General features: G+C 57.9%; 28 protein-coding genes. 15 read left to right on the top strand and 13 right to left on the bottom strand.

What is annotated here, in order from left to right; all coding sequences use genetic code 11:
- Positions 1 to 3: 3 nt before the first annotated feature.
- The 6 genes from FNL37_RS01990 to rpe form a co-directional block, all read right to left on the bottom strand.
- Positions 4 to 465 (bottom strand): DUF3465 domain-containing protein, encoded by a 462-nt coding sequence (locus tag FNL37_RS01990; protein WP_159354954.1) that lies wholly within the window; start codon positions 463 to 465, stop codon positions 4 to 6.
- On the bottom strand, positions 462 to 1,487 hold the full coding sequence (gene trpD / locus FNL37_RS01985; RefSeq protein ID WP_211371935.1) for an anthranilate phosphoribosyltransferase: 1,026 nt from the start codon (positions 1,485 to 1,487) through the stop codon (positions 462 to 464). Before trpD ends, FNL37_RS01990 begins: the two co-directional genes overlap by 4 nt.
- Complete coding sequence (gene pabA, locus FNL37_RS01980) at positions 1,487 to 2,053, bottom strand: aminodeoxychorismate/anthranilate synthase component II (protein WP_013443224.1); 567 nt, start codon at positions 2,051 to 2,053, stop codon at positions 1,487 to 1,489. The genes trpD and pabA overlap by 1 nt, the downstream gene beginning before the upstream one ends.
- A gap of 2 nt (positions 2,054 to 2,055) precedes the next feature.
- Entirely contained in the window at positions 2,056 to 3,570 is a 1,515-nt protein-coding gene (gene trpE / locus FNL37_RS01975; protein WP_159354953.1) for an anthranilate synthase component I, read from the bottom strand.
- A 144-nt stretch (positions 3,571 to 3,714) separates the two neighbouring features.
- On the bottom strand, positions 3,715 to 4,407 hold the full coding sequence (locus tag FNL37_RS01970; protein WP_159354952.1) for a phosphoglycolate phosphatase: 693 nt from the start codon (positions 4,405 to 4,407) through the stop codon (positions 3,715 to 3,717).
- 52 nt (positions 4,408 to 4,459) lie between these two features.
- Positions 4,460 to 5,158 (bottom strand): ribulose-phosphate 3-epimerase, encoded by a 699-nt coding sequence (gene rpe, locus FNL37_RS01965; RefSeq protein WP_013443227.1) that lies wholly within the window; start codon positions 5,156 to 5,158, stop codon positions 4,460 to 4,462.
- A gap of 171 nt (positions 5,159 to 5,329) precedes the next feature.
- On the opposite strand from rpe, the gene hemA reads away from it, so the two are divergent.
- From hemA to prmC, 4 genes are read left to right on the top strand one after another with little or no spacing between them, the layout of a single operon-like run.
- Positions 5,330 to 6,577 carry a glutamyl-tRNA reductase gene (gene hemA, locus FNL37_RS01960; RefSeq protein ID WP_013443228.1) on the top strand — a complete coding sequence of 416 codons (1,248 nt, stop codon included), beginning with the start codon at positions 5,330 to 5,332 and terminating at the stop codon, positions 6,575 to 6,577.
- Between the two features lie 9 nt (positions 6,578 to 6,586).
- On the top strand, positions 6,587 to 7,669 hold the full coding sequence (gene prfA, locus FNL37_RS01955; protein WP_041362408.1) for a peptide chain release factor 1: 1,083 nt from the start codon (positions 6,587 to 6,589) through the stop codon (positions 7,667 to 7,669).
- 6 nt (positions 7,670 to 7,675) lie between these two features.
- The gene (locus FNL37_RS01950; protein ID WP_159354951.1) at positions 7,676 to 8,116 is read left to right on the top strand and encodes a DUF2127 domain-containing protein; all 441 of its coding nucleotides are present in this window, start codon (positions 7,676 to 7,678) and stop codon (positions 8,114 to 8,116) included.
- A 3-nt stretch (positions 8,117 to 8,119) separates the two neighbouring features.
- On the top strand, positions 8,120 to 9,013 hold the full coding sequence (gene prmC, locus FNL37_RS01945; RefSeq protein ID WP_159354950.1) for a peptide chain release factor N(5)-glutamine methyltransferase: 894 nt from the start codon (positions 8,120 to 8,122) through the stop codon (positions 9,011 to 9,013).
- A 119-nt stretch (positions 9,014 to 9,132) separates the two neighbouring features.
- Here the strand turns inward: prmC and FNL37_RS01940 are convergent, their stop codons facing one another.
- Together FNL37_RS01940 and FNL37_RS01935 are read right to left on the bottom strand one after the other, a co-directional pair.
- Positions 9,133 to 9,678, bottom strand: a complete 546-nt coding sequence (locus FNL37_RS01940; protein WP_159354949.1) for a DUF6806 family protein — start codon at positions 9,676 to 9,678, stop codon at positions 9,133 to 9,135.
- A 41-nt stretch (positions 9,679 to 9,719) separates the two neighbouring features.
- Entirely contained in the window at positions 9,720 to 10,283 is a 564-nt protein-coding gene (locus tag FNL37_RS01935; protein ID WP_159354948.1) for a gamma carbonic anhydrase family protein, read from the bottom strand.
- A 28-nt stretch (positions 10,284 to 10,311) separates the two neighbouring features.
- On the opposite strand from FNL37_RS01935, the gene metX reads away from it, so the two are divergent.
- Together metX and metW are read left to right on the top strand one after the other, a co-directional pair.
- On the top strand, positions 10,312 to 11,451 hold the full coding sequence (gene metX, locus FNL37_RS01930) for a homoserine O-succinyltransferase MetX (RefSeq protein WP_159354947.1): 1,140 nt from the start codon (positions 10,312 to 10,314) through the stop codon (positions 11,449 to 11,451).
- On the top strand, positions 11,448 to 12,068 hold the full coding sequence (gene metW / locus FNL37_RS01925) for a methionine biosynthesis protein MetW (protein ID WP_159354946.1): 621 nt from the start codon (positions 11,448 to 11,450) through the stop codon (positions 12,066 to 12,068). The genes metX and metW overlap by 4 nt, the downstream gene beginning before the upstream one ends.
- A 31-nt stretch (positions 12,069 to 12,099) precedes the next feature.
- Here the strand turns inward: metW and FNL37_RS01920 are convergent, their stop codons facing one another.
- Positions 12,100 to 12,765 carry a sulfite exporter TauE/SafE family protein gene (locus FNL37_RS01920; RefSeq protein ID WP_159354945.1) on the bottom strand — a complete coding sequence of 222 codons (666 nt, stop codon included), beginning with the start codon at positions 12,763 to 12,765 and terminating at the stop codon, positions 12,100 to 12,102.
- A 47-nt stretch (positions 12,766 to 12,812) separates the two neighbouring features.
- Between FNL37_RS01920 and FNL37_RS01915 the strand changes: the two genes are divergently transcribed.
- Positions 12,813 to 14,078, top strand: a complete 1,266-nt coding sequence (locus tag FNL37_RS01915) for an AmpG family muropeptide MFS transporter (RefSeq protein ID WP_159354944.1) — start codon at positions 12,813 to 12,815, stop codon at positions 14,076 to 14,078.
- Positions 14,079 to 14,095: 17 nt separating this feature from the next.
- On the opposite strand, the gene FNL37_RS01910 is transcribed toward FNL37_RS01915, so the two are convergent.
- On the bottom strand, positions 14,096 to 14,890 hold the full coding sequence (locus FNL37_RS01910; RefSeq protein WP_159354943.1) for an exodeoxyribonuclease III: 795 nt from the start codon (positions 14,888 to 14,890) through the stop codon (positions 14,096 to 14,098).
- A gap of 6 nt (positions 14,891 to 14,896) precedes the next feature.
- Here FNL37_RS01910 and pyrE point away from each other — a divergent pair, with 6 nt between their 5' ends.
- Both pyrE and FNL37_RS01900 read left to right on the top strand, forming a co-directional pair.
- Positions 14,897 to 15,556 carry an orotate phosphoribosyltransferase gene (pyrE, locus tag FNL37_RS01905; RefSeq protein ID WP_013443240.1) on the top strand — a complete coding sequence of 220 codons (660 nt, stop codon included), beginning with the start codon at positions 14,897 to 14,899 and terminating at the stop codon, positions 15,554 to 15,556.
- Positions 15,557 to 15,584: 28 nt separating this feature from the next.
- Entirely contained in the window at positions 15,585 to 16,124 is a 540-nt protein-coding gene (locus FNL37_RS01900) for a DNA-deoxyinosine glycosylase (protein ID WP_159354942.1), read from the top strand.
- 53 nt (positions 16,125 to 16,177) lie between these two features.
- On the opposite strand, the gene gatB is transcribed toward FNL37_RS01900, so the two are convergent.
- From gatB to gatC, 3 genes are read right to left on the bottom strand one after another with little or no spacing between them, the layout of a single operon-like run.
- Positions 16,178 to 17,608, bottom strand: a complete 1,431-nt coding sequence (gene gatB / locus FNL37_RS01895; RefSeq protein ID WP_159354941.1) for an Asp-tRNA(Asn)/Glu-tRNA(Gln) amidotransferase subunit GatB — start codon at positions 17,606 to 17,608, stop codon at positions 16,178 to 16,180.
- Positions 17,609 to 17,610: 2 nt separating this feature from the next.
- Entirely contained in the window at positions 17,611 to 19,074 is a 1,464-nt protein-coding gene (gene gatA, locus FNL37_RS01890) for an Asp-tRNA(Asn)/Glu-tRNA(Gln) amidotransferase subunit GatA (protein WP_159354940.1), read from the bottom strand.
- Between the two features lie 24 nt (positions 19,075 to 19,098).
- Positions 19,099 to 19,386, bottom strand: a complete 288-nt coding sequence (gene gatC, locus FNL37_RS01885; protein ID WP_013443244.1) for an Asp-tRNA(Asn)/Glu-tRNA(Gln) amidotransferase subunit GatC — start codon at positions 19,384 to 19,386, stop codon at positions 19,099 to 19,101.
- Positions 19,387 to 19,587: 201 nt separating this feature from the next.
- On the opposite strand from gatC, the gene FNL37_RS01880 reads away from it, so the two are divergent.
- From FNL37_RS01880 to FNL37_RS01855, 6 genes are all read left to right on the top strand, one after another.
- Positions 19,588 to 20,631 (top strand): rod shape-determining protein, encoded by a 1,044-nt coding sequence (locus tag FNL37_RS01880; RefSeq protein ID WP_013443245.1) that lies wholly within the window; start codon positions 19,588 to 19,590, stop codon positions 20,629 to 20,631.
- Between the two features lie 128 nt (positions 20,632 to 20,759).
- Positions 20,760 to 21,704, top strand: coding sequence for a rod shape-determining protein MreC (gene mreC / locus FNL37_RS01875; protein ID WP_159354939.1), 945 nt, complete (start codon positions 20,760 to 20,762; stop codon positions 21,702 to 21,704).
- 6 nt (positions 21,705 to 21,710) lie between these two features.
- Positions 21,711 to 22,187, top strand: a complete 477-nt coding sequence (gene mreD, locus FNL37_RS01870) for a rod shape-determining protein MreD (RefSeq protein ID WP_015831018.1) — start codon at positions 21,711 to 21,713, stop codon at positions 22,185 to 22,187.
- Positions 22,188 to 22,193: 6 nt separating this feature from the next.
- Positions 22,194 to 24,125 (top strand): penicillin-binding protein 2, encoded by a 1,932-nt coding sequence (mrdA, locus tag FNL37_RS01865; protein ID WP_013443248.1) that lies wholly within the window; start codon positions 22,194 to 22,196, stop codon positions 24,123 to 24,125.
- Positions 24,118 to 25,212: a rod shape-determining protein RodA gene (gene rodA, locus FNL37_RS01860; protein ID WP_159354938.1), complete on the top strand. Its 1,095-nt coding sequence runs from the start codon at positions 24,118 to 24,120 to the stop codon at positions 25,210 to 25,212. Before mrdA ends, rodA begins: the two co-directional genes overlap by 8 nt.
- Entirely contained in the window at positions 25,212 to 26,183 is a 972-nt protein-coding gene (locus tag FNL37_RS01855; RefSeq protein WP_013443250.1) for a septal ring lytic transglycosylase RlpA family protein, read from the top strand. The genes rodA and FNL37_RS01855 overlap by 1 nt, the downstream gene beginning before the upstream one ends.
- The last annotated feature ends 9 nt before the right edge of the window (positions 26,184 to 26,192 follow it).

Below are 26,192 nucleotides of genomic sequence, written 5' to 3'. Positions count from 1 at the left end.
TTGCTACTGGTACGTTTTGCCCTGGTATTCGAGCCAGCCTGGCGTATGGCGCTGCTGCGGGTCATGGTGCGTCCAGTGCACCACGCCGCCCTTGGCATTCCAGACATATTCGCCATAAAACGCCAGCTCGTCGCCAACGCCCAGTGCGGGAATACGCGGGGCGAGGTCAATATTATGGGCAATCAGCACCGTGATGCCGTTTTCAAGGCGAACCAGTATGCGCTGATGCCGCGTACCGTCGTTGTCATCCTTGAGCACCTTCACTACGCGGCCACGCGCCTTGACCTGCACATGGCTGAGCCTGTGGTCAAACGCCTGCTGTATAACCGCATCGCCATCCTGCCAGGTCGCTGGGCGTGCCAGCTCGATGGGCTGGGCAACAGGCGCTACTTCAGTCGCGACGGAGGAAAAATGCCAAATGGTATACCCAGCGGCAATCGCCGCTGCCAGTATCAAACGCTTCATGCCGATGCAGCCAGGCTACGCAGGGCTTCCAGTTTCTGCATGGCGGCACCGCTGTCGATCGCCTCGGCAGCACGCTGAATCCCCGCCTGCAAGGTAGCGGCCTGACCGGCCACATAAATCGCCGCACCCGCATTCAGCAGCACGATATCGCGCGCAGGGCCTTGTTCACCACGCAGTACAGCCTTGATCAACTCGGCAGATTCCGCCGCATTTTCCACGCGTATGCTATCCACATCATGCAAAGGCATCCCGAAATCACGCGGGTTCAAGGTGTACTCCGTGACCACCCCGTCTTTCAGTTCCGCCACATAGGTATCGCCAGAGAAAGAAATTTCATCCATCTCATCGGCGCTGAATACCACCATGACATGCTCGCTGCCCAGTCGCTGCAACGCATGCGCCAGCAAGGGCACCAGGTCTTTGTGGAATACGCCCATCACCTGGCGTTTGGCCCCTGCCGGATTGGTCAGCGGACCCAGGAGATTGAACAGCGTGCGCACGCCGAGTTCACGCCGCACCGGACCCGCATGCTTCATGGCGCTATGATGATTAGGGGCAAACATGAAGCCGATGCCGACCTCATTCACGCAGCGGGCGACCTGCTCCGGCTGCAGGTTGATATTGACGCCCAGTGCCTCCAGCACATCGGCGCTGCCGGTCTTGGATGAAGCTGCCCGATTGCCGTGCTTGGCAATGCGAGCCTGCGCACCGGCGGCAACAAACGCCGAGCAGGTCGACACATTGAAGGCCTTGTTCACCGCCCCGCCCGTGCCACAGGTATCGATCAGATAAGCATCATCTGCCACCACCACCTTGGTGGACAGCTCGCGCATGACTTCGGCAGCCGCGGCAATTTCATCCACCGTTTCGCCCTTGACGCGCAAACCAATCAGCAGACCGGCAATCTGCGCAGGCGTGAGTTCGCCGCCCATCACCTGCCGCATGATGGAGAGCATTTCACCGTGGGTGAAATTCTGATGCTGGATCAGCTTTTGCAGCGCGGCCTTGACGGTCATGTCCATCAGTAGGCTTTCAGGAAATTATTCAGGAGATCGTGCCCGTGCTCGGTCAGGATGGATTCCGGATGAAACTGCACGCCTTCCACCGGCAGGGTTTTATGCCGCACGCCCATGATCTCGCCGTCATCAGTCCATGCCGTGATTTCCAGGCAATCGGGGATCGTCTCGCGCTCAATCACCAGCGAATGGTAACGAGTCGCCGTAAACGGATTGGGCAAACCGCTGAACACCCCGACATTGTTATGGGATACCTGCGAGGTCTTGCCATGCATCAGTTGCTTGGCGTGAATGATGCGTCCGCCAAACGCCTGCCCTATGCTCTGGTGGCCGAGACATACCCCCAGCAGGGGAATCTTGCCAGCAAACTCATGGATCAGCGGCACTGAAATACCTGCCTCATTGGGCGTACAGGGGCCGGGCGAAATCACAATGTGATCCGGCTTCAGTTCAGCCACCTTGGCCAGGTCAATTTCATCGTTGCGATAGACTTGCACATCCTGGCCCAGCTCACCCAGATATTGCACCAGGTTATAGGTGAACGAATCGTAGTTATCGATCATCAGCAGCATGATTATTCCTTCCCTTGAGCCAGTTGACCGGCATTGCTGTCCAGACCGGCGAGCACAATCTCGGCGGCGCGAATCACGGCTCTTGCCTTGTTCTGCGTTTCCATCCATTCGCTCTCGGGCACCGAGTCGGCCACAATACCGGCACCGGCCTGCACATAAAGCGTCTTGTCCTTGATCACGGCGGTCCGAATGGCAATCGCCAGGTCCATATCGCCATTGAAGCCAAGATAACCAACAGCACCCGCATAAATCCCGCGCTTGGAAGGCTCCAGTTCATCTATGATTTCCATGGCGCGCACCTTGGGCGCACCGCTCACCGTACCGGCAGGGAAAGTGGCTTTCAGCACATCAATCGCCTCCATGCCTGGCTTGAGCTTGCCTTCCACGTTGGACACGATATGCATCACATGCGAATAGCGCTCAATCACCATGCTGTCTGTGACCTTGACCGAACCCGTCACCGCGACGCGGCCCACATCGTTACGGCCGAGGTCCATCAGCTGCACATGCTCGGCACGCTCCTTGGGGTCAGCCAGCAGCTCTTCGGCCAGCGCAATGTCATGCTCGCGCGTCTTGCCGCGAGGACGGGTGCCGGCAATCGGGCGGGCAGTGACCATATCGTTTTCCAGCCGCACCAGAATTTCAGGTGAAGCACCCACCACATGGTGATCGCCCATATCGTAATAAAACATGTAAGGCGATGGGTTAAGGCTGCGCAATGCGCGGTAAAGCGACATGGGGGATGCAGCAAACGGTTGCGACAAGCGTTGCGCCAGCACCACCTGCATGATGTCGCCATCAAAAATATAGCGCTTGGCCTGGTCGACGGCTGCCTTGAAATTGGCTTCGCCAAACTCCGACACCGCTTCGCTCGGCGCCATCGCAGGCGCTTGAGGAATGGCGACCGGCTGGCGCAGCTGCGTCAGCAATTGCTGCAGGCGCTGATGCGCTGCTTCATAGGCGTTATCCGTCGCGGGGTCCGCATACACGATGAAATAAAGCTTGCCTGACAGGTTATCCACCACAGCCAGCTCTTCGGACACCATGAGCAAAATATCGGGCACGCCCAGCGCATCGGTCTTGGCATGCGCGTTGCGCGTGAGCCGTGGCTCGATGTAGCGCACGGTTTCGTAGCCGAAATAACCGGCCAGACCGCCGGTAAAGCGAGGCAAACCCTGGTAAGGCGGTGTTTTGAAACGTGCCTGATACTGTTTGACGAAATCCAGCGGATTAATATCAGCGGCGGACTCAATCACGACATCGTCCTGCAACACCTTGATATCGCGATCATGCGCCACGATACGGGTACGGGCAGGCAAGCCTATGATGGAGTAGCGGCCAAATCGCTCACCGCCCTGCACAGATTCCAGCAGGTAGGAGAAAGGACGATTCGCCAGTTTGAGATAGAGAGAAAGCGGGGTATCGAGGTCGGCGAAGGTTTCGACGACCAGCGGAATGCGGTTATAACCCTGGTCCGCCAGGGCCTTGAACTCGTGCTTAGTGATGGTTTGTAACATAGTAATTCCCAAGTCTTGTATGTGCGTCAGGCGCAGGCATGCGCCCTCTAGATGCGTCCCGCAGGACGTTCGTCAGAGTTCAGCGCCACCATCGCCAGCTGAGCTGGCATTTAAAGTCCTGGAAATTCATCAATTTACCTTGGATCACACGTGTTGATCATACGTTAATAAAAAAGCCGCTTCTTGCAGACTGTCGATCACCGCGTCCGCCCCCAGCATATCGGCAGGCTGCCCGCGATTATACCCATACGAAACCGCAATCGCCGCACATCCCGCGGCACGCGCTGCACCCACATCGGCAGAGGAGTCGCCTATCATCACCATCTGCGCGGGGCTGACGCCAAACATTTCGGCCATATGCAGCAAGGGCAACGGGTCCGGCTTTTTGCGCGGCAGGCTGTCTCCTGACAGCACCAGCGAAAAATACGGCAACATGCCCATCGCTTGGAGCAGTGGCAACGTAAAGCGTTCCGGTTTATTGGTAATACAGGCCAGCTTGTAGCCGGCCGCATGCAATTGCTTTACCCCATCCATCGCGCCGGGGTAAGGCGCACTGCGCCGCGTCAACACCTCGGCATAGTGCTCAAAAAACAGGGCCTGTGCCTGCTCAAACGCCGCGGCATCAGGCTCCGCTTCCATCTCCCCCGTCAGCAGACGCTTGACCAGCCGCGCCGCGCCATTGCCCACATAGGTCATGACCAGCGCTTCTGGCAGGGCTGGCCGCCCCAGGGCGAGCAGCATGCGATTCGCCGCATCCGCCAGATCTGGAGCGGTATGCAGAAGCGTACCATCCAGATCGAGCGCCACGGCGCGCACCGGGATCGGGAAATTCACCACGGGGATTCCGCAGGGCACTCCATGTGCCACCGCTTGCGCGATGGCAGCAGGATTACACCTTGGCCAGCTCGGCGCGCAGGTTGCCGATAATGGTGTCGTAACGGTTAGGATCGGTATCCTTGCCAGCACCGAACACGGCGGAACCAGCCACGAAAGTATCAGCACCAGCACGCGCGATCTCGGCGATATTGGCCGTATTCACACCACCGTCAATTTCCAGCCAGATTTCACGGCCAGTCTTTTCGGTGTAGGCATCAATGCGGGCGCGGGCCTGACGCAGCTTGTCCAGCGTGCCAGGAATAAACTTCTGACCGCCAAAACCAGGGTTAACCGACATCAGCAGAATCATGTCGACCTTGTCCATGACGTAGTCGAGGTAATCCAGCGGAGTAGCAGGGTTGAACACCAGGCCGGACTTGCAACCCAATTCGCGCACCAGCGACAGGCTGCGGTCAATGTGGTCGGAAGCTTCAGGGTGGAAGGTAATGATGTTGGCGCCAGCCTTGGCAAAATCAGGGATGATGCGATCAACAGGCTTGACCATCAAATGCACATCAATAATGGCATCGGTCACTGGGCGGATGGCCTCACAGACCAATGGACCAATGGTCAGGTTGGGAACGTAGTGGTTGTCCATTACGTCGAAGTGAACGATATCAGCACCGGAAGTGATGACATCGCTGATTTCCTGGCCCAGCTTGGCAAAGTTGGCGGAAAGAATACTTGGGGCAATTCTGAATGGTTTGGCCATGGCTACGAATCAATCAGTTGAAAAACCCGCATTTTACCCGGATTTGTGACGTCTAGACAGCCCTTTAGCCCCGCCAGAGGTCAACATTTCGCCCAACTGGCCGTTACTAGGGAAGATATCTATCTGACTGAAATTGTTGCTTATGCTGGCGCGATACTGGAAAATTACGAAATGCATCTATTCACCGTCGGTGTGAACCACACCACCGCCCCCATTGCGATCCGCGAGCACGTAGCCTTTCAGAGCGAAACCCTGGAAGAAGCCCTGCGCGATCTCAGCACGCATGGCGTGCGCGAGGCGGCCATCTTGTCCACCTGCAACCGGACAGAGCTTTACTGTAATACCGACGATCCGCAAAAAGCCCTGGACTGGCTGGCAAAATACCACCAGCTGCAAACCCACAATATCCAGCCTTACATGTATACCCTGCCCAGCGAAGATGCCGTAAAGCACGCCTTCCGCGTGGCCGCAGGGCTGGATTCCATGGTACTGGGCGAAGCGCAGATTCTGGGGCAGATGAAGCAGGCGGTAAAAATCGCCGAACACGCAGGCACCCTCGGCACCCTGCTGCACAAGCTGTTCCAGCGCACCTTTGCCGTCGCCAAGGAAGTCCGCACCACCACTGATATTGGCGCCAGCTCCATTTCCATGGCTGCCGCCTCGGTCAAGCTGGCGCAGCGCATTTTTGGTAATCTGCATGGCCTGCATGTGCTGTTCATCGGCGCGGGTGAAATGATCGAGTTATGTGCGGAGCACTTCGCCACGCACAAGCCCGCCTCCATCACCGTCGCGAACCGCACCATGGAGCGCGGCAGCGAACTGGCTGCCCGCATCGGCGGCCACGCCATGCTGCTGGGCGATATTCCGGACCGCCTGGCCGATTTTGATATTGTCGTCACCTCCACTGCCAGCCAGCTGCCCATTGTCGGCCTCGGCATGGTGGAGCGTGCCATCAAGACCCGCAAACACCGCCCCATGTTCATGGTCGACCTCGCCGTACCGCGCGACATTGAAGCCGAAGCAGCCGAGCTGGATGACGTCTTCCTCTATACCGTGGATGACCTGGCGCAAGTGGTGCAGGAGGGCCTGGTGAATCGCCAGGAGGCCGCGCGCGAAGCCGAGAAGATTATTGCCCTGCGCGTGGACAATTTCATGCACTGGCTGAAAACCCGCGATGCCGTCCCCACCATACGGGCGCTGCGTGATCAGGCCGAGCATTTCCGCCGCAGCGAGCTTGAAAAAGCCCAGAAACTGATCGCCCGCGGCGAAGACCCGATTGCTGCCCTGGAAGCGCTAAGCACCGCGCTCACCAACAAACTTCTGCATGGCCCCAGCCACGCACTGAATCAAGCCCATGGCGACAACCGCGAACAACTGGAAAGCCTGTTGCGCCAACTCTACCAGCTCCACCACGATTAAGAATCCGTAATGAAACCCTCCATGCTGAAAAAGCTCGCCACCCTGAGCGAGCGCCTTGATGAATTGAACCGCCTGCTATCCAGTGAAGACGCCACGTCGGATATGGACAACTACCGCAAGATTTCGCGCGAGCACGCCGAAATCACGCCCATCGTCGAGCAATACCGTGCTTACGAGCAGTGCGAGAACGACCTCAAGGAAGCCCATGCCATGCTGGCAGACCCTGAGATGAAAGCCTTTGCGCAGGAAGAAATCGAGGCAGGCAAAGCACGGCTGGAAGAGATTGCCATGGCGCTGCAGAAACTGCTGCTGCCCAAGGACCCCAACGATGAACGCAACATCTTCCTCGAAATACGTGCCGGTACTGGCGGCGATGAGTCGGCGCTGTTTGCCGGTGACCTGTTCCGCATGTATTCGCGTTATGCCGAACGCCAGCGCTGGAAAGTGGAGGTAGTATCCGCCAGTGAATCCGAAGTCGGCGGCTACAAGGAAATCATCGCCAAGATTGAAGGCTTCGGCGCTTACTCCAAACTCAAGTTCGAGTCGGGCGGGCATCGCGTGCAGCGCGTGCCGGAAACCGAAACCCAGGGCCGCATCCACACCTCGGCCTGCACCGTGGCGGTATTGCCTGAAGTGGACGAAGTCAGCGATGTCACGATCAACCCCGCTGATATCCGCATTGATACCTTCCGCGCCTCCGGCGCCGGTGGTCAGCACATCAACAAAACCGACTCCGCCGTGCGCATTACGCACTTTCCCACTGGCATTGTGGTGGAATGTCAGGATGGCCGCAGCCAGCACTCCAACAAGGCACAGGCCATGCAGGTGCTGGCTGCCCGCATCAAGGCCAAGCAGGTCAACGAGCAGCAGAGCAAGATTGCCAGCGAACGCCGCAGCCTGATCGGTAGCGGGGATCGCTCCGAACGCATCCGCACCTATAATTACCCGCAAGGCCGCATCACCGACCACCGCATCAACCTCACGCTGTACAAGATTGATGCGATTACCGAAGGCGATATGGACGAGCTGATCAACGCCCTTGCCAATGAGCATCAGGCCGACCTGCTGGCCACGCTGGGCGAAGACAACTAAGCGACCATGAAATCTGCCGCCAGCCTGCGCAGCATCGCCCTGCTGGAAGCCGCCAAAGGCGCCCTGATCCTGCTCACCGCCCTTGCCGTGCTGACGCATCTGCATACCGACTGGCAGGCCGCTGCGGAGCAACTGGTGGCGCATTTCCATTTAAATCCCGCCCGACAAACCCCGCGCTTTTTATTGCAACTGGCCGCCGATGTGAGCCAGCCGCGCCTGCTGGCCATCACCGCCGGGGCACTCGCGTATGTGGGACTGCGCTGGGCAGAAGCCTATGGACTATGGTACGACCGGCCATGGGCCAAATGGCTGGGGCTGATCAGCGCGGGCGTCTACCTGCCGTTTGAAGCGGTGGAAATCCTGCGGCAACCATCGGTGCTGAGCTATGCCCTGCTTCTGATCAATCTCGGCATTGTCATCATCCTCTGGCGTCACCTGCGCAAGTAAGTCATGTCCACCATTCAGCAAGCCCTGCGGGAAGCCCAGCAGCAACTCGGCTCCAGGCTGAATCTTGAAAGCCGCGAAGCCCGCAATGAAGCTCGCATGCTGATGAGTCAGGCATTAGGCAATGTGGAGCATGCCTGGCTGATCGCCCATGAGAGCGACGCCCTGCCCTCGGCGGTCGCATCCGCATTTCACGATTTACTGCACAGGCGTCTGGCGGGCGAACCGGTCGCCTACATTCTCGGCAACCGCGAATTTTTTGGATTACGTCTCGCGGTATCGCCAGCCACGCTGATTCCACGACCGGATACCGAAACGCTAGTAGAAGCCGCCCTGGCGCGCATCCCCCGTGAAGAACCTCGTCAGGTGCTGGATCTCGGCACCGGCACTGGTGCCATCGCACTAGCCATAGCTGCGCACCGCCCGCAATCCAGGGTGATAGCGGTCGACGCCTCCGCGGCGGCCTTGCAGGTTGCCAGGCAGAATGCGGAAGCACTGGGGTTAGCCATCACCGAACCCGACACCCATGGCATAACAAAAGGGAATGTGGAATTCAGACTGGGCAGCTGGTTTACCCCGCTCGCCGATTTGAAGTTTGATGTTATCGTCAGCAACCCACCCTACATCCGCATGGACGACCCGCATTTGCAGCAGGGTGATCTTCGCCACGAACCCCTCAGCGCACTGGCTTCCGGAGCGGATGGGCTGGATGACATTCGCATCATCGTTCAGCACGCTCCGGCGCACCTCCAGCCATCAGGCTGGCTGCTGCTGGAGCATGGCTACGACCAAGCCGACGCCGTCGCCACGTTGATGCGAAATACTGGCTTTAGCGATGTTCAACATGCGCACGACCTGGCAGGCATCGCCCGCGTGACGCTCGGGCAATGGACTGGCTAGATCCTGCTGGCATAGCAATATGCCGGCAGCCGAAGCCACCAGCATTCAACAGTAAACAGGGATCGAGAAATTCAGATACCCACACACCGAAACACCCCCGGCGTGCAGGAAAAAGAGAATTAGTGCAAGCGACGGCGATCACTGCCGCCAGGTGTCAGGCCTACACTGAAATCATTGGCTTGCAGGGCATGGCCCTGACGCCGGAACAGCTGATCGACCAGCCCCAGCACCTCATCGATTTCACCCTGACCAAAATGCCGCGCCAGCAGACCACCTACATCCGCCAGCATTTCGCGGCGCTGCGCATCCAGAATCGCGGCTGCGGTCGGGCCGACAAAAATCAGTTGCAGCTCATCGCGCCCATCTTCATGGTAAGTACTGACTTCCACCGGTGCCGCTTTGTCGCACAAAGGCCCCAGCGCTACCATGGCCGCTTCCAGTGCCTTGAAGAAAGTCTCTTCCACTTCCAGCGTGCAGCACATCTCCAGCGCCCAATTGCCTGCATTGTAGAAAAAGCCGGGCTGCTCAGGCTCCATGCTTTTCAACTCACTCAGGTGCGCCACTTCCATTTCCTGCAGCAGAGGACGGCAAGCATCCTCCACCTGGCGCGCGCTCACGCCCTCAACCAGCTCAAGATAGCCATGCACATGGACTTCGGTAGGCATGCCCACTCCTTCATTAAAATCAAGGGGATGATTATACCCGATCAGGCCGTGGCATCCGGATGCAGATAGCGATCCTTGAGCCGCATGTAGTGCTGGGCGGAATAACTGAAATGGGCGATTTCGGCCTCGGTGAGGGCACGTACTTTCTTGGCGGGGCGGCCGATATACAAATAGCCGCTTTCCAGAATCTTACCCTCCGGCACCAGACTGCCCGCGCCCAGCAATACATGCTTTTGCACCACGACTTTGTCCATGACAATACTGCCCATGCCGATCAGGCACTCATCTTCCAGCGTGCAGCCATGCAGGATCACGCTATGGCCGACAGTGACATGGTTGCCGATAATGAGCGGGGCGCCGGGTGGATCCCAGCTCGATTGATGGCTGACATGCAGCATGCTGAGATCCTGGATATTGGTGCCATGGCCGATGCGGATGAAATTCACGTCACCGCGTATCACCACGCCCGGCCAGACGGAGGCGTCATCGCCCAGGCTGACCTGACCAATAATGGTGGCAGCATCATGCACAAACACGCGGGAACCGAACTCGGGAAAATGGCTCTGAAAAGCACTGATAGACATGTTGTTATCCAGATAGGGCATAGGGCTTTAGCCATAGTATAATCGCGAAATGTCAGAATCCTCCTCCATCGGCATTGTAGCCCCACAGATTGCGCACTTCACTGACCCGCTGCCCCTGAAAAGCGGCGAAGTCCTTCCGCAATACGACCTCGTTTATGAAACCTATGGCACGCTGAACGCCGACAAATCCAACGCGGTGATGATCTGTCACGCGCTGTCCGGTCACCACCACGTGGCGGGCAAATACGCCGAGACCGACAAACATGCCGGCTGGTGGGATAACCTGATCGGCCCCGGCAAGCCCCTGGATACCAACCGCTTTTTCGTCATTGGCCTCAACAATCTGGGCGGCTGTCATGGCAGCACCGGCCCATCGAGCATACATCCGCAAACCGGCAAGCCATGGGGCTCGGCATTCCCGCTGCTCACAGTGGAAGACTGGGTCACTTCGCAAGCCCGCCTGGCCGATTACCTCGGCATCAAGCAACTGGCCGCCATCGTCGGTGGCAGCCTGGGTGGCATGCAGGCCTTGCAGTGGACCATCAGCTACCCCGAACGCGTGCGCCATGCACTGGTGATTGCCGCGGCGCCCAATCTTACTGCGCAGAATATCGCCTTCAATGAAGTGGCTCGCCAGGCCATCATCACCGACCCTGAATTCCACGGCGGCGATTACTATGCGCACAAGGTCGTGCCGCGTCGCGGCCTGCGCATTGCCCGCATGCTGGGGCATATTACCTATCTGTCTGACGATGCCATGGGTGCCAAGTTTGGCCGCAAACTGCGCGAAGGCGAGATCAAGTACAGCTTTGACGTCGAGTTCGAGATGGAGTCCTACCTGCGCTATCAGGGCGATAAATTCGCCGGTGAATTTGATGCCAACACCTATCTGCGCATGACGCGCGCGCTGGATTATTTTGATCCCGCCCTGGCGCACGATGGCGATCTCTCGCAGGCTTTGGCGCCGGCTCAGGCCGACTTTCTGGTAATTTCATTCACCAGTGACTGGCGCTTCTCGCCAGCACGTTCTCGCGAGATCGTAAAAGCACTGCTGGATAACGAGCTGTCGGTAAGCTATGCCGAAGTGACTGCAGCGCACGGCCATGATGCCTTTTTGATGCAGGATGCCCACTACCACGCCATTCTGCGCAACTATCTCAAGAAAATTAAAGTCGGAGGCCAGGCATGAGCAACACCTCCATCAAGTTTGCCGATGCTGCAAAATCAAGACACGACTTTGCGCTGATCGCAAAATGGATTAAACCTGGTGCCAAGGTACTGGATCTGGGATGCGGCGACGGCACCCTGCTGGGCTATCTGCGCGACACCCTGCAGGTACGCGGTTATGGCGTTGAGAAAGATGACGCCAACTGGCTGGCCAGCATGAGCAATGGCGTCGATGTGATTCAGATGGACCTGGAAGCAGGCCTGTCCGGCTTTGAAGCCAAGTCATTTGATGTGGTGATCTTGTCGCAGACCTTGCAGGCGGTGCTGAATACCGAAGGCATCGTGCAGGAAATGCTGCGCGTAGGCCATGAGGCCATCGTCACTTTCCCCAATTTTGGTTACTGGCGCCACCGCTTTCAGCTGATTGCCGGGCAGATGCCGGTTTCCAAGAATCTGCCCTACCAGTGGTATGACACACCTAACGTACACCTGTGCACCATCAAGGATTTTGACGAGTTCTGCATCAACCACCATATTGAAGTGATGGAGCGGCTGGTGCTGACAGAGCAGGAGCCCATCAACATGATGCCCAATCTGCGTGGCAGCCTGGCCATGTACCACCTCAAGCCCGCAGAGTAAGCATCGCCTTTGATGCTTGCCCTGCGCGCGCTCACAGCAGCACGCGGTAAAGCCCGAACAAGCCAAACAGTATTACCGCCAACCCGCTCAGCTTTCTGAGCCAGCCCTGCTGCAACACTTTTTTCAGCTTAACCGCCGCCATACCCATCGCCAGCAAGGTAGGCAAGGTGCCCAGACCAAACGCCAGCATCAGCAACCCCCCTTGCACGGCATTGCCAGCCGCCAACGCAGCCACCAGCACGCTATAAACCAAACCACAGGGCAACCAGCCCCACACTGCCCCCAGCAATATGGCCTGCCAGGGCGATTGCACCGGCAACAAGCGTCTGGACAAAGGCTGCAATTGCCGCCAAAGCACGCTGCCCAGCCGCTCAACATAGGTCACGCCATGCCATACACCTGCCAGGTACAAGCCCAGCAACACCAGCATCACGCTGCTGAGTCCGTAGAGTATTTTCTGAATGGGAAGAATATGCCCCAGAAAAAAGCTGCTGGCGCCAAGCGCCCCCGCCAAGACCCCGGCCAGGGTGTAACTCAAAATACGCCCGCCATTGTAGGCAAGCAGAAACGGCAGGCGTGGTCGCGCGCCCGGCAAGCTCATGCTGACCGCGCCGACAATGCCACCGCACATCCCGGCGCAGTGGCCGCCACCGAGCAAGCCCACCATGAACACGCCAAATAAAGTGAATTCCAACATCCTGATATTGTGGCATGCGGCACCCGATTTCGGGTAATGTGTCGCCCATGAACGCACAACCCACCTGGCTTAAGGCGCTGCTCAATCGGCGCATGCTGATTTGCATTTTCACCGGCTTCAGCTCCGGACTCCCCTTATTCATACTGATCAGCCTGCTACCGGCATGGCTGCGTTCTGAAGGGGTCGACCTCAAGGCCATCGGCCTGTTTGCCCTGATCCAGCTGCCCTTCACCTGGAAGTTCATCTGGGCTCCGCTGTTTGATCGCTATATTCCGCCCATGGGCAGGCGGCGCGGCTGGCTACTGGTGACGCAAGTTGCTCTGCTGGTCAGCATTCCCCTGTTCGGCAAGCTGCATCCCGTGCTGGATATCTGGACCATCGCTTACCTGGCGGCCGTGGTGGCTTTTTTCAGCGCCAGCCAGGATGTGGTGATTGATGCCTATCGCCGTGAAATCCTGCCTGATGCCGAGCTGGGCCTGGGCAATGTGATTCACGTAAATGCCTACAAGATTGCCGGCCTGATCCCCGGCTCGCTGTCGCTGATTCTCGCCGACCATATGGCGTGGGATAGCGTATTTCTGATTACCGCGCTTTTCATGCTGCCCGGCATGGTGATGACGCTGCTGGTCAAAGAGCCCGAGCTCAAGCCCGGACGGCCAAGAACGCTCGCCGCTGCCGTCGTCGAGCCTTTCAATGAATTCATCCACCGCAATGGCTGGCGCTCCGCCCTGCTGATTCTGGCGTTTATCTTTTTGTACAAGCTGGGCGACAGCATGGCGGTGGCGCTCGCTACGCCGTTTTATCTGGACATGGGATTCAGCAAAACGGAAATCGGCCTCATCGCTAAAAATGCCGGGCTGTGGCCGAGCGTGATAGGCGGCCTGCTGGGCGGCATCTGGATGGTCAAGCTCGGCATACACCGCTCGCTGTGGCTGTTTGGCGCAGTACAAATGCTGGCGATTCTGGGCTTTGCCTGGCTGGCCGTCGTGGGGCACGACCTGCTGTGGCTGGGGGTTGTGATTGGCGTGGAAGCCTTTGGCGTAGGCCTGGGCACCGCCGCCTTTGTCGCCTATATCGCCCAGACCACCCACCCGCTCTACACCGCCACCCAGTTTGCGCTGTTCACCAGTCTGGCGGCCGTGCCGCGCACCTTTGCCAACGCCACTACCGGTTATCTGGTGGATATACTGGGCTGGGTGAATTTCTTCCTGCTGTGTTTTGTGGCGGCAATCCCCGGCATGCTGTTGCTGCTGAAGATCGCGCCCTGGCATGGCAAGCCGCTTGCCACGCCCACCATCAGCGACCCCAAGTAACGCATACCCAAGGCAGCTTAGCGCTGGTAATCAATAATCAGCGGCGCGTGATCGCTAAAGCGCTCCAGCTTGTAGATGCTGGCTGCTATCGCCTTGGCAGCGAAATCCGGCGTCGCAATCTGGTAATCAATACGCCAACCCACATTCTTGGCCCAGGCCTGCCCGCGGTTGCTCCACCAGGTATAGCATTCGTCGGTGGTATCGGGATGCAGCACCCGGTAAACATCCACCCAGCCCACGCGATCAAACAGATCGGTCAGCCAGGCGCGTTCCTCTGGCAAGAAACCTGAGTTCTTTTTGTTGCCCTTCCAGTTTTTAAGGTCAGCCTCTTTGTGCGCGATATTCCAGTCACCACAGATCACCACATCGCGACCGTTGGCACGCAAGGTCTCGAGATGCACCAGAAAGCGCGTCATCACACTGAACTTGAAGGCCTGACGCTCTTCGCCACTGGAACCTGAGGGCAGATACAGCGACACCACGCTGAGATTGCCGAACTGCAACTCCAGATAGCGCCCTTCGGCATCAATATCGGCTATCCCCAGGCCCACAATCACGGCATCCGGCTGCACGCGGGTATAGATGCCGACGCCGCTGTAGCCTTTCTTTTCGGCGTAGTGAAAATAGCCAAAGTACCCTTCGGGGTTCAGCATTTCCGGCGTCATGTCCGCCAGCTGCGCCTTCAGCTCCTGCATGCAGACGATGTCAGCATTCTGCTGTTGCAGCCATGGGTAGAACCCTTTATTGGCCGCGGACCGGATGCCATTCAGATTTGCAGATATAATTCGGTACAAGCTCAACCCCTTTTCCATACTCTCATGTCTGATCAAGCCCTCGATTTTACGCAACAATTCATCGCCTTTGCCATTGATAAGCAAGTATTGCGCTTTGGCGAATTCAAAACCAAGGCCGGCCGCCTCAGTCCCTACTTTTTCAATGCGGGTCTGTTCAACGATGGCGAAAGCCTGATGAAGCTGGGCGAATATTATGCCGCCGCCATTGTGCAGTCCGGCATCCCCTTCGACATGCTGTTTGGCCCCGCCTACAAAGGCATCACCCTCGCCGCCAGCATCTCGATTGCCCTGGCGCGCCGTGGCGTAAATGTGCCCTACGCCTACAACCGCAAGGAAGCCAAAGACCATGGCGAAGGCGGCACCATTGTCGGCGCCCCGCTCAAGGGCCGCGTACTGATTGTGGATGATGTGATCTCGGCTGGCACCTCGGTGCGGGAGTCCGTGGAGATGATACGTGCGGCAGGTGCCACGCCCGCGGCGGTTGCCATTGCCATTGACCGGCAGGAACGGGGCCTGGGCAGTTTGTCGGCTGTGCAGGAAGTTGAGCAGCAATCCGGCATGCCCGTCATCAGCATCGCGAGCTTGAGCAGCCTGATTGATTACCTCAAACATGCGCCGGAACTTGCCACATTCCAGCCCGCGATTGAGGCCTACCGCAACGAATACGGCGTCAGCTGCGCTTAATCTCCGACACGGCGGGCATCCTTGCACCATGGCCAGCATTGAAGGCTTCCCCGCCGTTGCCCAGTCGGATGCCCGCGTCCTGATTCTGGGATCCATGCCTGGCATTGCCTCCCTCACACAACAGCAATATTACGGTCACCCGCACAATCTGTTCTGGCCCATCATGGGCGAGCTGGTCGGGGCCCACCCCCATCTGCCCTATGCCGAGCGCCTGGCCCAGCTATGCCGCCACCACATTGCGCTGTGGGATGTCATGCATCAATGCTTCCGCCCCGGCAGCCTGGATAGCGCGATTGATGAAGGCAGCATTGTCGCCAACGACTTCGCCGGTTTTTTTGCCACACATGCGCAGATCCGCCATGTGTTTTTCAATGGGCAAAAGGCGGCGCAGGCATTTCAGCGCCATGTGATCAAAGCAGAAAAATTAAGCAAGGAAGCACTGACGAGCCTGAGTTTTAGCACCTTGCCATCCACCAGCCCGGCAAATGCCAGCATTCCGCAAACGACAAAACGGCAGCAATGGCAAAGCATCCTGCAGGCACTAGCAGACAGCGCGATGCAAAAATGAAAAAAGCCGGGACATCCCGGCTTTTTTCATGCGCGCAAACTATTGCCAGTTAATCAGGCGCCCAGTTTGCGGCGCAACGCCTCATTTACCTGTGCCGGGTTGGCCTTTCCCTTGGAAGCTTTCATGGCCTGGCCCACCAGCGCGTTGAAGGCTTTTTCCTTGCCAGCGCGGAACTCTTCCACCATGGCAGCGTTGGCAGCCAGCACTTCATCAATGATGGCTTCGATGGCACCACTATCCGTCACCTGCTTCAGGCCTTTTTTCTCGATGATGCTGTCGGCATCGCCTTCGCCAGCCCACATTGCCTCGAATACTTCCTTGGCGATCTTGTTGGAGATGGTGTTGTCGGCAATACGCTTGAGCAAACCAGCCAGTTGCAGCGGGCTCACCGGCGATGCGCTGATATCCTGATCCTGCTCGTTGAGCTTGGCTGCGACACTGCCCATGACCCAGTTGGCGGCCATTTTAGGCTCGGCAGCCTGCGCTACCACGGCCGTAAAGTAATCGGCAATACCACGCGAGGATGTCAGGCCAGATGCGTCATAAGCCGAGAGCGAATACTCACGTTCGAAGCGTGCCTTCATGTCGCCGGGAAGTTCTGGCATCACGGCCTTCACCTTGGCGATATCTTCCACTGTGATCTGCAAAGGCAGCAAATCAGGATCAGGGAAGTAACGATAGTCGTTGGCTTCTTCCTTGCTGCGCATGGCGCGGGTTTCGCCGGTATCCGGGTTGAACAGCACGGTGGCCTGCTGGATGGTGCCGCCGTCTTCCAGGGTCTCGATCTGCCAGCGGGTCTCGTATTCGATTGCCTGCTGCATGAAGCGGAAGGAGTTGAGGTTTTTGATCTCGCGGCGCGTGCCGAGCTTGTCGGAACCCTTGGGGCGTACCGAGACGTTCACGTCACAACGGAAACTGCCTTCCTGCATATTGCCATCGCAAATGCCTATCCACTGCACCAGCTCGTGCAGCTTTTTGGCATAGGCCACGGCTTCAGCGGCTGAGCGCATGTCCGGCTCGGTCACAATTTCCAGCAGCGGCGTACCGGCACGATTAAGGTCTATGCCGGACATGCCAGCCGACGCGCCGTGTACCGACTTGCCTGCATCTTCTTCCAGATGCGCGCGGGTAATGCGGATAGTCTTCTCCTGATCGCCCACTTGCACGGTGAGCGAGCCCTTGCCTACCACCGGCAGCTCGTACTGGCTGATCTGGTAGCCCTTGGGCAAGTCAGGGTAAAAGTAATTCTTGCGGGCGAAGACCGAACGCGGCGCGATCTCGGCATTCACTGCAAGGCCAAACTTGATGGCGCATTGCACGGCTTCCTGGTTCAGCACCGGCAACACGCCAGGCAGGGCGATATCCACCGCGCTGGCCTGCGTGTTGGGCTCAGCACCGAAGGCAATGCTGCTGCCAGAAAAAATCTTGGATTTGGTTTGAAGCTGGGTATGCGTTTCCAGCCCGATAACAACTTCCCACTGCATGATTAAAGCCCCTCCGGCATACGGCTATGCCAATCCGTCACTTGCTGATAGGCGTGGCCTACATTCAGCATGCGCGCCTCGTCAAAATAGTTACCGATCACCTGCAGACCGACTGGCAGTTGCTTGCCATCCACACTGGCGAACCCGGCAGGAATACTCATGCCAGGCAGACCGGCCAGATTGACGGCAATCGTGTATAAGTCTTCGAGGTACATGGCGACAGGATCATTGGCTTTTTCACCGCTGCGGAAGGCAGTACCAGGCGCGGTTGGGCCCATGATCACATCGCACTGGGTGAATGCCTTGGCAAAGTCTTCGGCAATCAGGCGGCGAATCTGCTGCGCCTTGAGGTAATAAGCATCGTAATAACCTGCCGACAGCACATAGGTGCCGATCAGGATGCGGCGCTTGACCTCGGCGCCAAAGCCTTCGGCGCGGCTCTTGCAATACATGTCCAGCAGATCGTCATACTCTGCAGCGCGGTGCCCGTAGCGCACACCATCAAAGCGCGACAGGTTGCTGGAGGCTTCCGCCGGCGCCAGCACGTAGTACACCGGGATGGATAACTGGGTATTGGGCAGGCTGATCTCGACAATCTCGGCACCCAGCTTGCGATATTCGGCAATGGCGGATTCCACCACGGCCGCAACTTCACTGCTGAGGCCGTCGGCAAAAAACTCCTTGGGCAGACCTACGCGCAGGCCTTGCAGCGGCTTGCCCAGCTCACGCTCGTAATCTTCCTTGTCACGTTGCAGGCTGGTGGAGTCACGCTCATCAAAGCCGGTCATGACATTCATCATCAGCGCCATGTCTTCACAGGACTTGGCCATGGGGCCCGCCTGGTCCAGGCTTGAAGCAAAGGCGATCATGCCGTAACGCGACACCAGGCCGTAGGTCGGTTTCAGGCCGGACAAACCGCACAGCGAGGCTGGCTGGCGAATCGAGCCACCAGTATCGGTACCGGTCGCCGCCGCACACAGACGCGCGGCCACGGCAGCCGCACTGCCGCCTGAGCTGCCGCCAGGTACGCGCGTGCGATCCCATGGGTTTTGCACCTTGCCGTAGTAACTGGTTTCGTTGGAAGAACCCATGGCGAACTCATCCATATTGGTCTTGCCCAGGTTCACTGCGCCCGCTTCATCAAACAGCTTGATCACGGTGGCGTCGTAAGGGCCGATAAAGTTGTCCAGCATTTTGGAGCCACAGGTGGTTTTCCAGCCATTGGCAACAAAAATGTCTTTCTGGGCAATGGGAATACCAGTGAGCGGCTGCGCAGTGCCAGCGGCGATGCGGGCATCGGCGGCTTTGGCCTGCGCGAGGCTGCGCTCAGCGTCTATGGTGATATAGGCATTGATCTCGGGGTTATGCTGATCAATGCGCTGCAGGAATGCCTGCGTCAGTTCGGTACTGGATATCTGCTTCGCCTGAAGCATGGCACCCAGCTGTTTGAGGCTGCTGTTTATCATGGAGTTGATTCGCGAACGTTAGGGTTATTCGATGACTTTGGGAACGAGGTACAGCCCGTTTTCAACGGCAGGCGCGATCGCCTGGAAAGCGGCGCGATGATCGGTTTCGGTGACCACATCGGGACGCAAGCGCTGCACCACATCCTGCGAATGCGACATGGGAACGATGCCGGTGGTATCCACCGCCTGCATCTGCTCGATCAGCCCAAGAATGCCGGATAATTTCTGCAAGGTGGCTTCGGCTTCCTGATCGCTCACCTCAATTCGCGCGAGATGCGCGATGCGCTTTACATCTGAACTGCTCAGTGACATGGGTTTATTCCAGAACGCTTGAAAAATTAAACCGCCTTGGCGGCCAGTGTGAACGGGGAGCAACAGTGCCCGCCAGCCCAAATTTAAAACTAGTCTTAAAATTCGCGACTATATCGGGTATTATAACTTGATTTTATGCACATCTTCAGCCGCGACTTGCCTCAGCCAAGTCGCGGCCGTTCGTTCAGGATACAGACAACCATGTTCGGTCTTTTAAATAGTTACTTCTCCAACGATCTTGCGATCGACCTCGGCACCGCCAACACCCTGATTTACGTCCGCGGCCGCGGCATCGTCCTCGACGAACCTTCCGTTGTAGCCATCCGTCAGGAAGGCGGCCCGGCAGGCAAGAAAACCATGCTGGCAGTTGGCCTGGAAGCCAAGCGCATGCTGGGTCGCGCCCCAGCCAACATCACCGCGATCCGCCCGATGAAAGACGGCGTGATTGCCGACTTCACCATTACCGAGCAAATGCTCAAGTATTTCATCCGCAAGATTCACGAATCCCGCCTGTTCAGCCCCAACCCGCGCATCATCATCTGTGTGCCAGTAGGCTCAACCCAGGTAGAGCGCCGCGCGATCCGCGAATCCGCGATTGGCGCTGGTGCCCGTCAGGTTTACCTGATTGAAGAACCGATGGCCGCCGCGATTGGCGCCGACATGCCGGTAGCAGAAGCCACCGGCTCCATGGTGGTCGATATCGGCGGTGGCACTACCGAAGTGGGCGTGATCTCGCTGGGTGGTATTGTTTACGCCAAATCCGAACGGGTAGGCGGTGACAAGTTTGACCAAGCCATCATCGATTACATCCGCCGCAACTACGGCATGCAAATTTCCGAGCCAACGGCCGAACTGATCAAGAAGAAAATCGGTTCCGCCTTCCCTGGCTCCGAAGTGCTGGAAATGGAAGTGACCGGCCGTAATCTGGCAGAAGGCCTGCCACGCAAGTTCACCATTTCCAGCAATGAAATCCTGGAAGCGCTGACCGAGCCATTGAACTCCATCGTGGGTGCAGTGAAATCGGCACTGGAACAAACCCCGCCTGAACTCGGCGCCGACATTGCCGAAAAAGGCATGGTGCTGACCGGCGGTGGCGCCTTGCTGCGCGATCTGGATCGTCTGCTGGTGGAAGAAACCGGCTTGCCCGTGATCGTGGCAGAAGATCCATTGACCTGTGTTGCCCGCGGTAGCGGTCGTGCGCTGGAAGAAATGGACAAGCTCGGCAATGTGTTTGCCAGCGAGTAAGCAGATACACGCATCTGCATAACCGTAACAGGCCGGCAACGGCCTGTTTTAATTGATAAGCGTAGTTTGTTTGGCGCCCAGTCTGATGGGCCCTTCACTACAGGATAGACTCAGGGCTGAACCTATCGATGCCGCGTCCGCTTGAACCTCAACACTCACCGGCCTTCTTTGTCCGCGGCCCCAGTCCGTTTGCCCGCCTCATTTTCTTCGCCGCCGTCTCGCTCACCCTGATGGCGACCGACTCGCGCCTGCATTATCTGGTCGAGGTGCGTCAGGGCTTCAGCGCCTTGATGCATCCTTTGCAAGTACTGGCCAATGCGCCATCCGACCTGATGCACGATGCCAATGAATACCTCACCACGCACAGCAGCCTGCTCAAGCAAAACGGCCGATTGACCGAGCAGGCCCTGCTGCAAAGCGCAGAACTGCAACGCTTCCGCGCGCTGGAGCAGGAAAACGAGCACCTGCGCAACCTGCTGGGCGCCGCCCGCAATTCACCCCAAAATGCGCGCCTGGGCGAGATTTTGCATATCGGGCGCGACCCCTTCACCCACCGGGTGGTCATCAACCTCGGCAGTCGCCATGAGGTGGTGGCAGGACAAGCCGTGATTGATGGGGATGGTGTGATCGGACAGGTCACACGCGTCTACCCGTTTACCAGCGAAGTCACGCTGATTACCGACCGCGAACTTTCGGTACCGATTCAAGTGGAGCGCAACAGCCTGCGCGCCATTGCCTTTGGTCATGGCCGCGACACCATGCTCGACCTGCCCTATCTGCCCGCCAACGTCGATATCCGCCGGGGCGACAGACTGGTCACTTCCGGAATTGATGGCGTTTATCCCATGGGACTGGCGGTCGCTGAGGTAGTCACGGTCGAGCGCAATCCCAACTCACCTTTTGCCCATATCGTATGCAAGCCGCTGGCCGGCATCGAAAATCACAAACAGGTGCTGTTGCTGGATATGCCCAAACCCGAGCCCGTGGTCGTGCAGAAGAAAAATACAGCGCCTGCCGCAACCCTGCCCGCAAAAAAAGCGCCTGCCGTCAAAAATCCTACAGTACCCGAATAATCTGACATGCGCCCCAATCTCAGCACCATCTACCTGACTCTGCTCGCGGCCCTGCTCTGCCAGCTTCTGCCCTGGTCGGGCGTGGCATTGACCATACGCCCTGACTTTGTGTTGCTGGTCCTACTGTACTGGCTGTTGCGGGCGCCTCATCTATGCAACATTGGCACGGCCTGGTTCGCCGGACTGGTGATTGATCTGGCGACGGGTGGCCTGTTTGGTCAGGCCGCGCTGGCCTATGCCTTAACTGCGTTCTTTGCCTTGAGTTATCAGCGCCGCCTTACCCTGTTCAATATCTGGCAACAGGCTGCTTATGTATTTGCCCTGCTGGTGTTCAATCAGCTGACATTACTCATCCTCAAGATGTTTGCCGGTGGCGAGAGCCCGGGCTGGGGCTATTTTTACCCTTGTATCAGCGGCATCATGCTATGGCTCGCGGTGATCTTGACCCGCCTTGGCATTCAAGGCCACACGGACCAGGACTAAGCCCGATTGAACTACCGCTCCGAGCTCCGCAACTACCAGCTGGAACAGCATAATTTCCGCCTGCGCCTGGCGTTTATGGCCGTGCTGGTGCTGGTCTGCTTTAGCATTCTGGGTAGCCGCTTTTTCTTCCTGCAGATGATGAAGTACGACTACTTCCAGACGCTGGCAGAAAACAACCGCATCTCGCTAGTGCCTATCGTGCCTAATCGCGGGCTGATCCTGGATCGCAATGGCGTGATACTGGCGCATAACTTCTTTGCGTACACGCTGGAAATCACGCCATCCAAGGTCAAGAATGTTGAAGACACTATCAATGAAATCAGCGAATTCATTGAAGTCAGCGCGGCGGATCGCAAGCGCTTCAAGAAGCTGCGTACGCAGAGCCACAGTTTTGAAAGCGTGCCGATACGCACGCACCTGAACGAAGTTGAAGCGGCGCGCTTTGCCGTCAACCGTTACCGTTTCCCCGGGGTGGAGATACGCTCGCGCCTGTTCCGTCACTATCCGGAAAACAATCTGGGTGCCCATATGCTGGGCTACATTGGCCGCATTAATGATCGCGACCTCGCCTCCCTGTCCGAGTCCAACGAGCTATCCAATTACAAAGGCTCGGATCACATCGGCAAAAGTGGCCTGGAGCAATATTACGAACGCCAGTTGCACGGCACGACGGGCTTCCAGCAAGTGGAAATTGATGCGGATGGCCACGCTGTGCGCGTATTGTCGAGCACGCCACCGGTACCCGGCGACAACCTGATCCTGAGCATAGACAGCAAGCTGCAACGCATAGGCGAAGAAGCGTTTGGCGATCACCGCGGCGCCCTGGTCGCCATCAATCCCAAGAATGGCGAAGTGCTGGCGTATGTCAGCCAACCCACCTTTGACCCCAATCTTTTTGTAGACGGCATCGACAGCGAAAGCTGGAAAGCGCTGAACGAGTCCATCGACAAGCCATTGATCAATCGCCCCATGCGCGGCATTTATCCCCCCGGCTCCACATTCAAACCCTTTGTTGCCCTGGCCGGATTGGAAGCGGGCAAACGCGAGCCCCCTTTCACCATCAGCGATCCTGGCTATTTCATGCTCCCCGGCAGCTCACATCGGTACCGCGACTGGAAACCCGGTGGCCATGGCCTGGTGGATGTGCAACGCGCGATTACCGTCTCCTGCGATACGTTTTTTTACGGCTTGGCGCTGGATATGGGCATAGACCGCCTGACCTCCTTTGTCAGCCACTTCGGCTTTGGCCGCAAGACTGACATTGATATGAAGGGCGAAATGAGCGGTCTCTTGCCTACGCCAGAATGGAAATGGAAGCGCTGGAAGCAACGCTGGTTCCCCGGCGAAACCGTGATCACCGGCATTGGGCAAGGCTACACGCTGGTCACGCCATTGCAGCTGGCCCAAGCCACTGCCATTCTGGCGAATAAAGGCGTCGCCATGCGACCCCGTCTGGTGAGCAGCATTCAGGAGGCGCGCAACGGCGTCATCACGCCCAACCCGGCGGTGGTGGTGGATCGCGTTGCGCTGGATCCGCACCATGTGGAAATCGTGACTCAGGGCATGGTCAATGTGACCTTGCCTGGTGGTACAGCCGCGAGCGTGGGCGCAGGCAGCCCGTATGCCATTGCAGCCAAAACCGGCACAGCCCAGGTGATCGGCATCAAGCAGAATGAAAAATACAACGAGAGCAAAATCAACGAACGGCATCTGGACCATGCCTTGTTCATAGCCTATGCTCCCGCCGATGACCCGACGATTGCGGTAGCGGTGATCGTGGAAAATGGTCGCCACGGCGGCTCGACGGCCGGCCCGATAGCCCGCAAGATCATGGACTACTACCTGCTGGGCAAAGAACCGCCACCGCCGGTTCCCGCAGTTGATGCCGCGGCGGTCAATGCACCGGAACCCGCACACGAGGAAGAATTGCATGATTAATCGCTTCGGTTCCTACATCGTCAGGCATATCGACTCCTTCCTCATGGGCAGCCTGCTGTTCACCATGCTGGTAGGCCTGTTTGTGCTCTATAGTGCCTCCGGGCAGAATGTGGATCGCGTGCTGTCGCAAGCGGCCAACATGGGGGCAGCGCTGGCCATTATGTGGATCGCAGCCAATATTGCACCCCAGCATCTGGAACGGCTGGCCTTGCCGCTTTACATCCTGGGCATGGTATTGCTGGTCGGGGTGTTCTTTTTCGGCGAGATCAGCCACGGTGCAAGACGCTGGCTGCATATCGGAGTCGCACGCATTCAGCCATCCGAGCTGATGAAAATCGCGGTGCCCATGCTGCTGGCCTGGTATTTTTCCAGACGCGACAACACCCTGCGTCTCAGCAACCATGCCATTGGTGCGTTGCTGCTGGCAATTCCAGTCGCGTTCATCATGAAGCAGCCGGACCTTGGCACCTCGCTGCTGATTGCCTCTTCCGGCTTTTATGTCTTGTTTCTGGCGGGTTTGAGCTGGCGCCTGCTGGTTGGCCTGGCCGTGTTTGCCGGTGTCATGGCGCCCATCTTCTGGACCATGCTGCATGACTATCAACGCAAGCGTATTGAAATCCTGTTTGACCCGTATCAGGATCCATTGGGCGCGGGCTACCACACCATACAGGCGACTATTGCGCTGGGCTCGGGCGGCATGGCGGGCAAGGGCTGGTTGCATGGCACGCAGTCGCAGCTGGATTTTCTGCCGGAACGCACCACCGACTTCATCTTCGCCGTGTTCGGGGAAGAGTTCGGCCTGATGGGCAATCTGCTGCTATTGCTGTTGTTCACGCTACTCATTGGCCGTGGCATGGTGATCGCCGCCCAGGCACAAAACATGTTCTGCCGATTGCTGGCAGGCAGTATCACGCTCACCTTTTTTACCTATGTTTTCGTCAATATCGGCATGGTCAGCGGAATTTTACCGGTCGTTGGCGTTCCATTACCTTTGATCAGCTACGGCGGCACCTCGCTGGTGACCCTGTTGCTGGGTTTTGGTATTTTGATGAGCATACACACCCATAAAAAACTGGTGACTTCCTGATGAGACTACCTCGCTATCTGATTGCCCTGGCCATTCCCCTCTGGCTAAGCGCGTGCGGTGGCAGTACCACCGTCAAACCTGACAACACGACTCCGGGAGCCAGCACATCCGGCACCCCCACAACGCCAGCCCCCAAGCGCGGTGGCTACTATCTGGATGATGGCCCGGGGGACAATCCTCCGGCGGATATCGATGCGATCCCTGACGCCGTGCCACGGGCAGAAGCGCTCTTGCCACGCGCCAACCGGCCTTACATCGCGCTCGGCGTGTCGTATAAACCCATGACCGAGTATCAGCCATACAAACAGCGCGGCATTGCTTCCTGGTATGGCCGACGCTATCACGGGCAGAAAACCTCCAGCGGTGAAATCTACGACATGTACGGCATGACGGGCGCGCATACCACCTTGCCGCTGCCCAGCTATGTAAGGGTAACCAATCCCGAGAATGGCCGCTCCGTCATCGTGCGTATCAATGATCGCGGACCGTTCCATAGTGACCGCCTGATTGACCTCTCCTATGCGGCGGCCTACAAGCTGCGTCTGAGCCAGAAAGGCAGCGGCCTGGTGGAAGTTGAAGCCATCGACACGCGTCCCGGCGCAAAACCATTACCCTCCGTCGTAACGCCTGCCCCAGCCACCCCCATGCCGCCACCGAGTGCTCCAGTCAGCGATACGCCATTGCCACAACCGGCCACGGCCAATGCACTGCCACAAGTGGACAATACCGCCAGCATTGCCAGCGGCGATTACGTGCAGGTTGGCGCATTCAAATTACAATCCAATGCCGATGCATTGAGCAACAGAATCAGGGAGCAAGGCTTGGCCGGCAATGTCGCCACCCAGAGCTGGTATAATAATGGCACCTATCGCGTGCTGCTGGGTCCATATAGCAGCCGGGCAGAAGCTGACCGCGCTGCAGCCAACATCAAGCAGACGCTGGGCACGACCGCCATCGTTATCCGCAAGTAATTTTCAAAG

Source organism: Methylovorus glucosotrophus, assembly GCF_009858335.1.
GTDB lineage: Bacteria > Pseudomonadota > Gammaproteobacteria > Burkholderiales > Methylophilaceae > Methylovorus > Methylovorus glucosotrophus.
Note: the sequence above shows the minus strand (reverse complement) of the source record. Positions and strands in the feature narration are given on the sequence as shown.

Bases quoted from the DNA above. Each gene is read 5' to 3' on its own strand.
- FNL37_RS01990 (WP_159354954.1), bottom strand. From the start codon at position 465: ATGAAGCGTTTGATACTGGCAGCGGCGATTGCCGCTGGGTATACCATT.
- trpD (WP_211371935.1), bottom strand. From the start codon at position 1,487: ATGGACATGACCGTCAAGGCCGCGCTGCAAAAGCTGATCCAGCATCAG.
- pabA (WP_013443224.1), bottom strand. From the start codon at position 2,053: ATGCTGCTGATGATCGATAACTACGATTCGTTCACCTATAACCTGGTG.
- trpE (WP_159354953.1), bottom strand. From the start codon at position 3,570: ATGTTACAAACCATCACTAAGCACGAGTTCAAGGCCCTGGCGGACCAG.
- rpe (WP_013443227.1), bottom strand. From the start codon at position 5,158: ATGGCCAAACCATTCAGAATTGCCCCAAGTATTCTTTCCGCCAACTTT.
- hemA (WP_013443228.1), top strand. From the start codon at position 5,330: ATGCATCTATTCACCGTCGGTGTGAACCACACCACCGCCCCCATTGCG.
- prfA (WP_041362408.1), top strand. From the start codon at position 6,587: ATGAAACCCTCCATGCTGAAAAAGCTCGCCACCCTGAGCGAGCGCCTT.
- FNL37_RS01950 (WP_159354951.1), top strand. From the start codon at position 7,676: ATGAAATCTGCCGCCAGCCTGCGCAGCATCGCCCTGCTGGAAGCCGCC.
- prmC (WP_159354950.1), top strand. From the start codon at position 8,120: ATGTCCACCATTCAGCAAGCCCTGCGGGAAGCCCAGCAGCAACTCGGC.
- FNL37_RS01940 (WP_159354949.1), bottom strand. From the start codon at position 9,678: ATGCCTACCGAAGTCCATGTGCATGGCTATCTTGAGCTGGTTGAGGGC.
- FNL37_RS01935 (WP_159354948.1), bottom strand. From the start codon at position 10,283: ATGCCCTATCTGGATAACAACATGTCTATCAGTGCTTTTCAGAGCCAT.
- metX (WP_159354947.1), top strand. From the start codon at position 10,312: ATGTCAGAATCCTCCTCCATCGGCATTGTAGCCCCACAGATTGCGCAC.
- metW (WP_159354946.1), top strand. From the start codon at position 11,448: ATGAGCAACACCTCCATCAAGTTTGCCGATGCTGCAAAATCAAGACAC.
- FNL37_RS01920 (WP_159354945.1), bottom strand. From the start codon at position 12,765: ATGTTGGAATTCACTTTATTTGGCGTGTTCATGGTGGGCTTGCTCGGT.
- FNL37_RS01915 (WP_159354944.1), top strand. From the start codon at position 12,813: ATGAACGCACAACCCACCTGGCTTAAGGCGCTGCTCAATCGGCGCATG.
- FNL37_RS01910 (WP_159354943.1), bottom strand. From the start codon at position 14,890: ATGGAAAAGGGGTTGAGCTTGTACCGAATTATATCTGCAAATCTGAAT.
- pyrE (WP_013443240.1), top strand. From the start codon at position 14,897: ATGTCTGATCAAGCCCTCGATTTTACGCAACAATTCATCGCCTTTGCC.
- FNL37_RS01900 (WP_159354942.1), top strand. From the start codon at position 15,585: ATGGCCAGCATTGAAGGCTTCCCCGCCGTTGCCCAGTCGGATGCCCGC.
- gatB (WP_159354941.1), bottom strand. From the start codon at position 17,608: ATGCAGTGGGAAGTTGTTATCGGGCTGGAAACGCATACCCAGCTTCAA.
- gatA (WP_159354940.1), bottom strand. From the start codon at position 19,074: ATGATAAACAGCAGCCTCAAACAGCTGGGTGCCATGCTTCAGGCGAAG.
- gatC (WP_013443244.1), bottom strand. From the start codon at position 19,386: ATGTCACTGAGCAGTTCAGATGTAAAGCGCATCGCGCATCTCGCGCGA.
- FNL37_RS01880 (WP_013443245.1), top strand. From the start codon at position 19,588: ATGTTCGGTCTTTTAAATAGTTACTTCTCCAACGATCTTGCGATCGAC.
- mreC (WP_159354939.1), top strand. From the start codon at position 20,760: ATGCCGCGTCCGCTTGAACCTCAACACTCACCGGCCTTCTTTGTCCGC.
- mreD (WP_015831018.1), top strand. From the start codon at position 21,711: ATGCGCCCCAATCTCAGCACCATCTACCTGACTCTGCTCGCGGCCCTG.
- rodA (WP_159354938.1), top strand. From the start codon at position 24,118: ATGATTAATCGCTTCGGTTCCTACATCGTCAGGCATATCGACTCCTTC.
- FNL37_RS01855 (WP_013443250.1), top strand. From the start codon at position 25,212: ATGAGACTACCTCGCTATCTGATTGCCCTGGCCATTCCCCTCTGGCTA.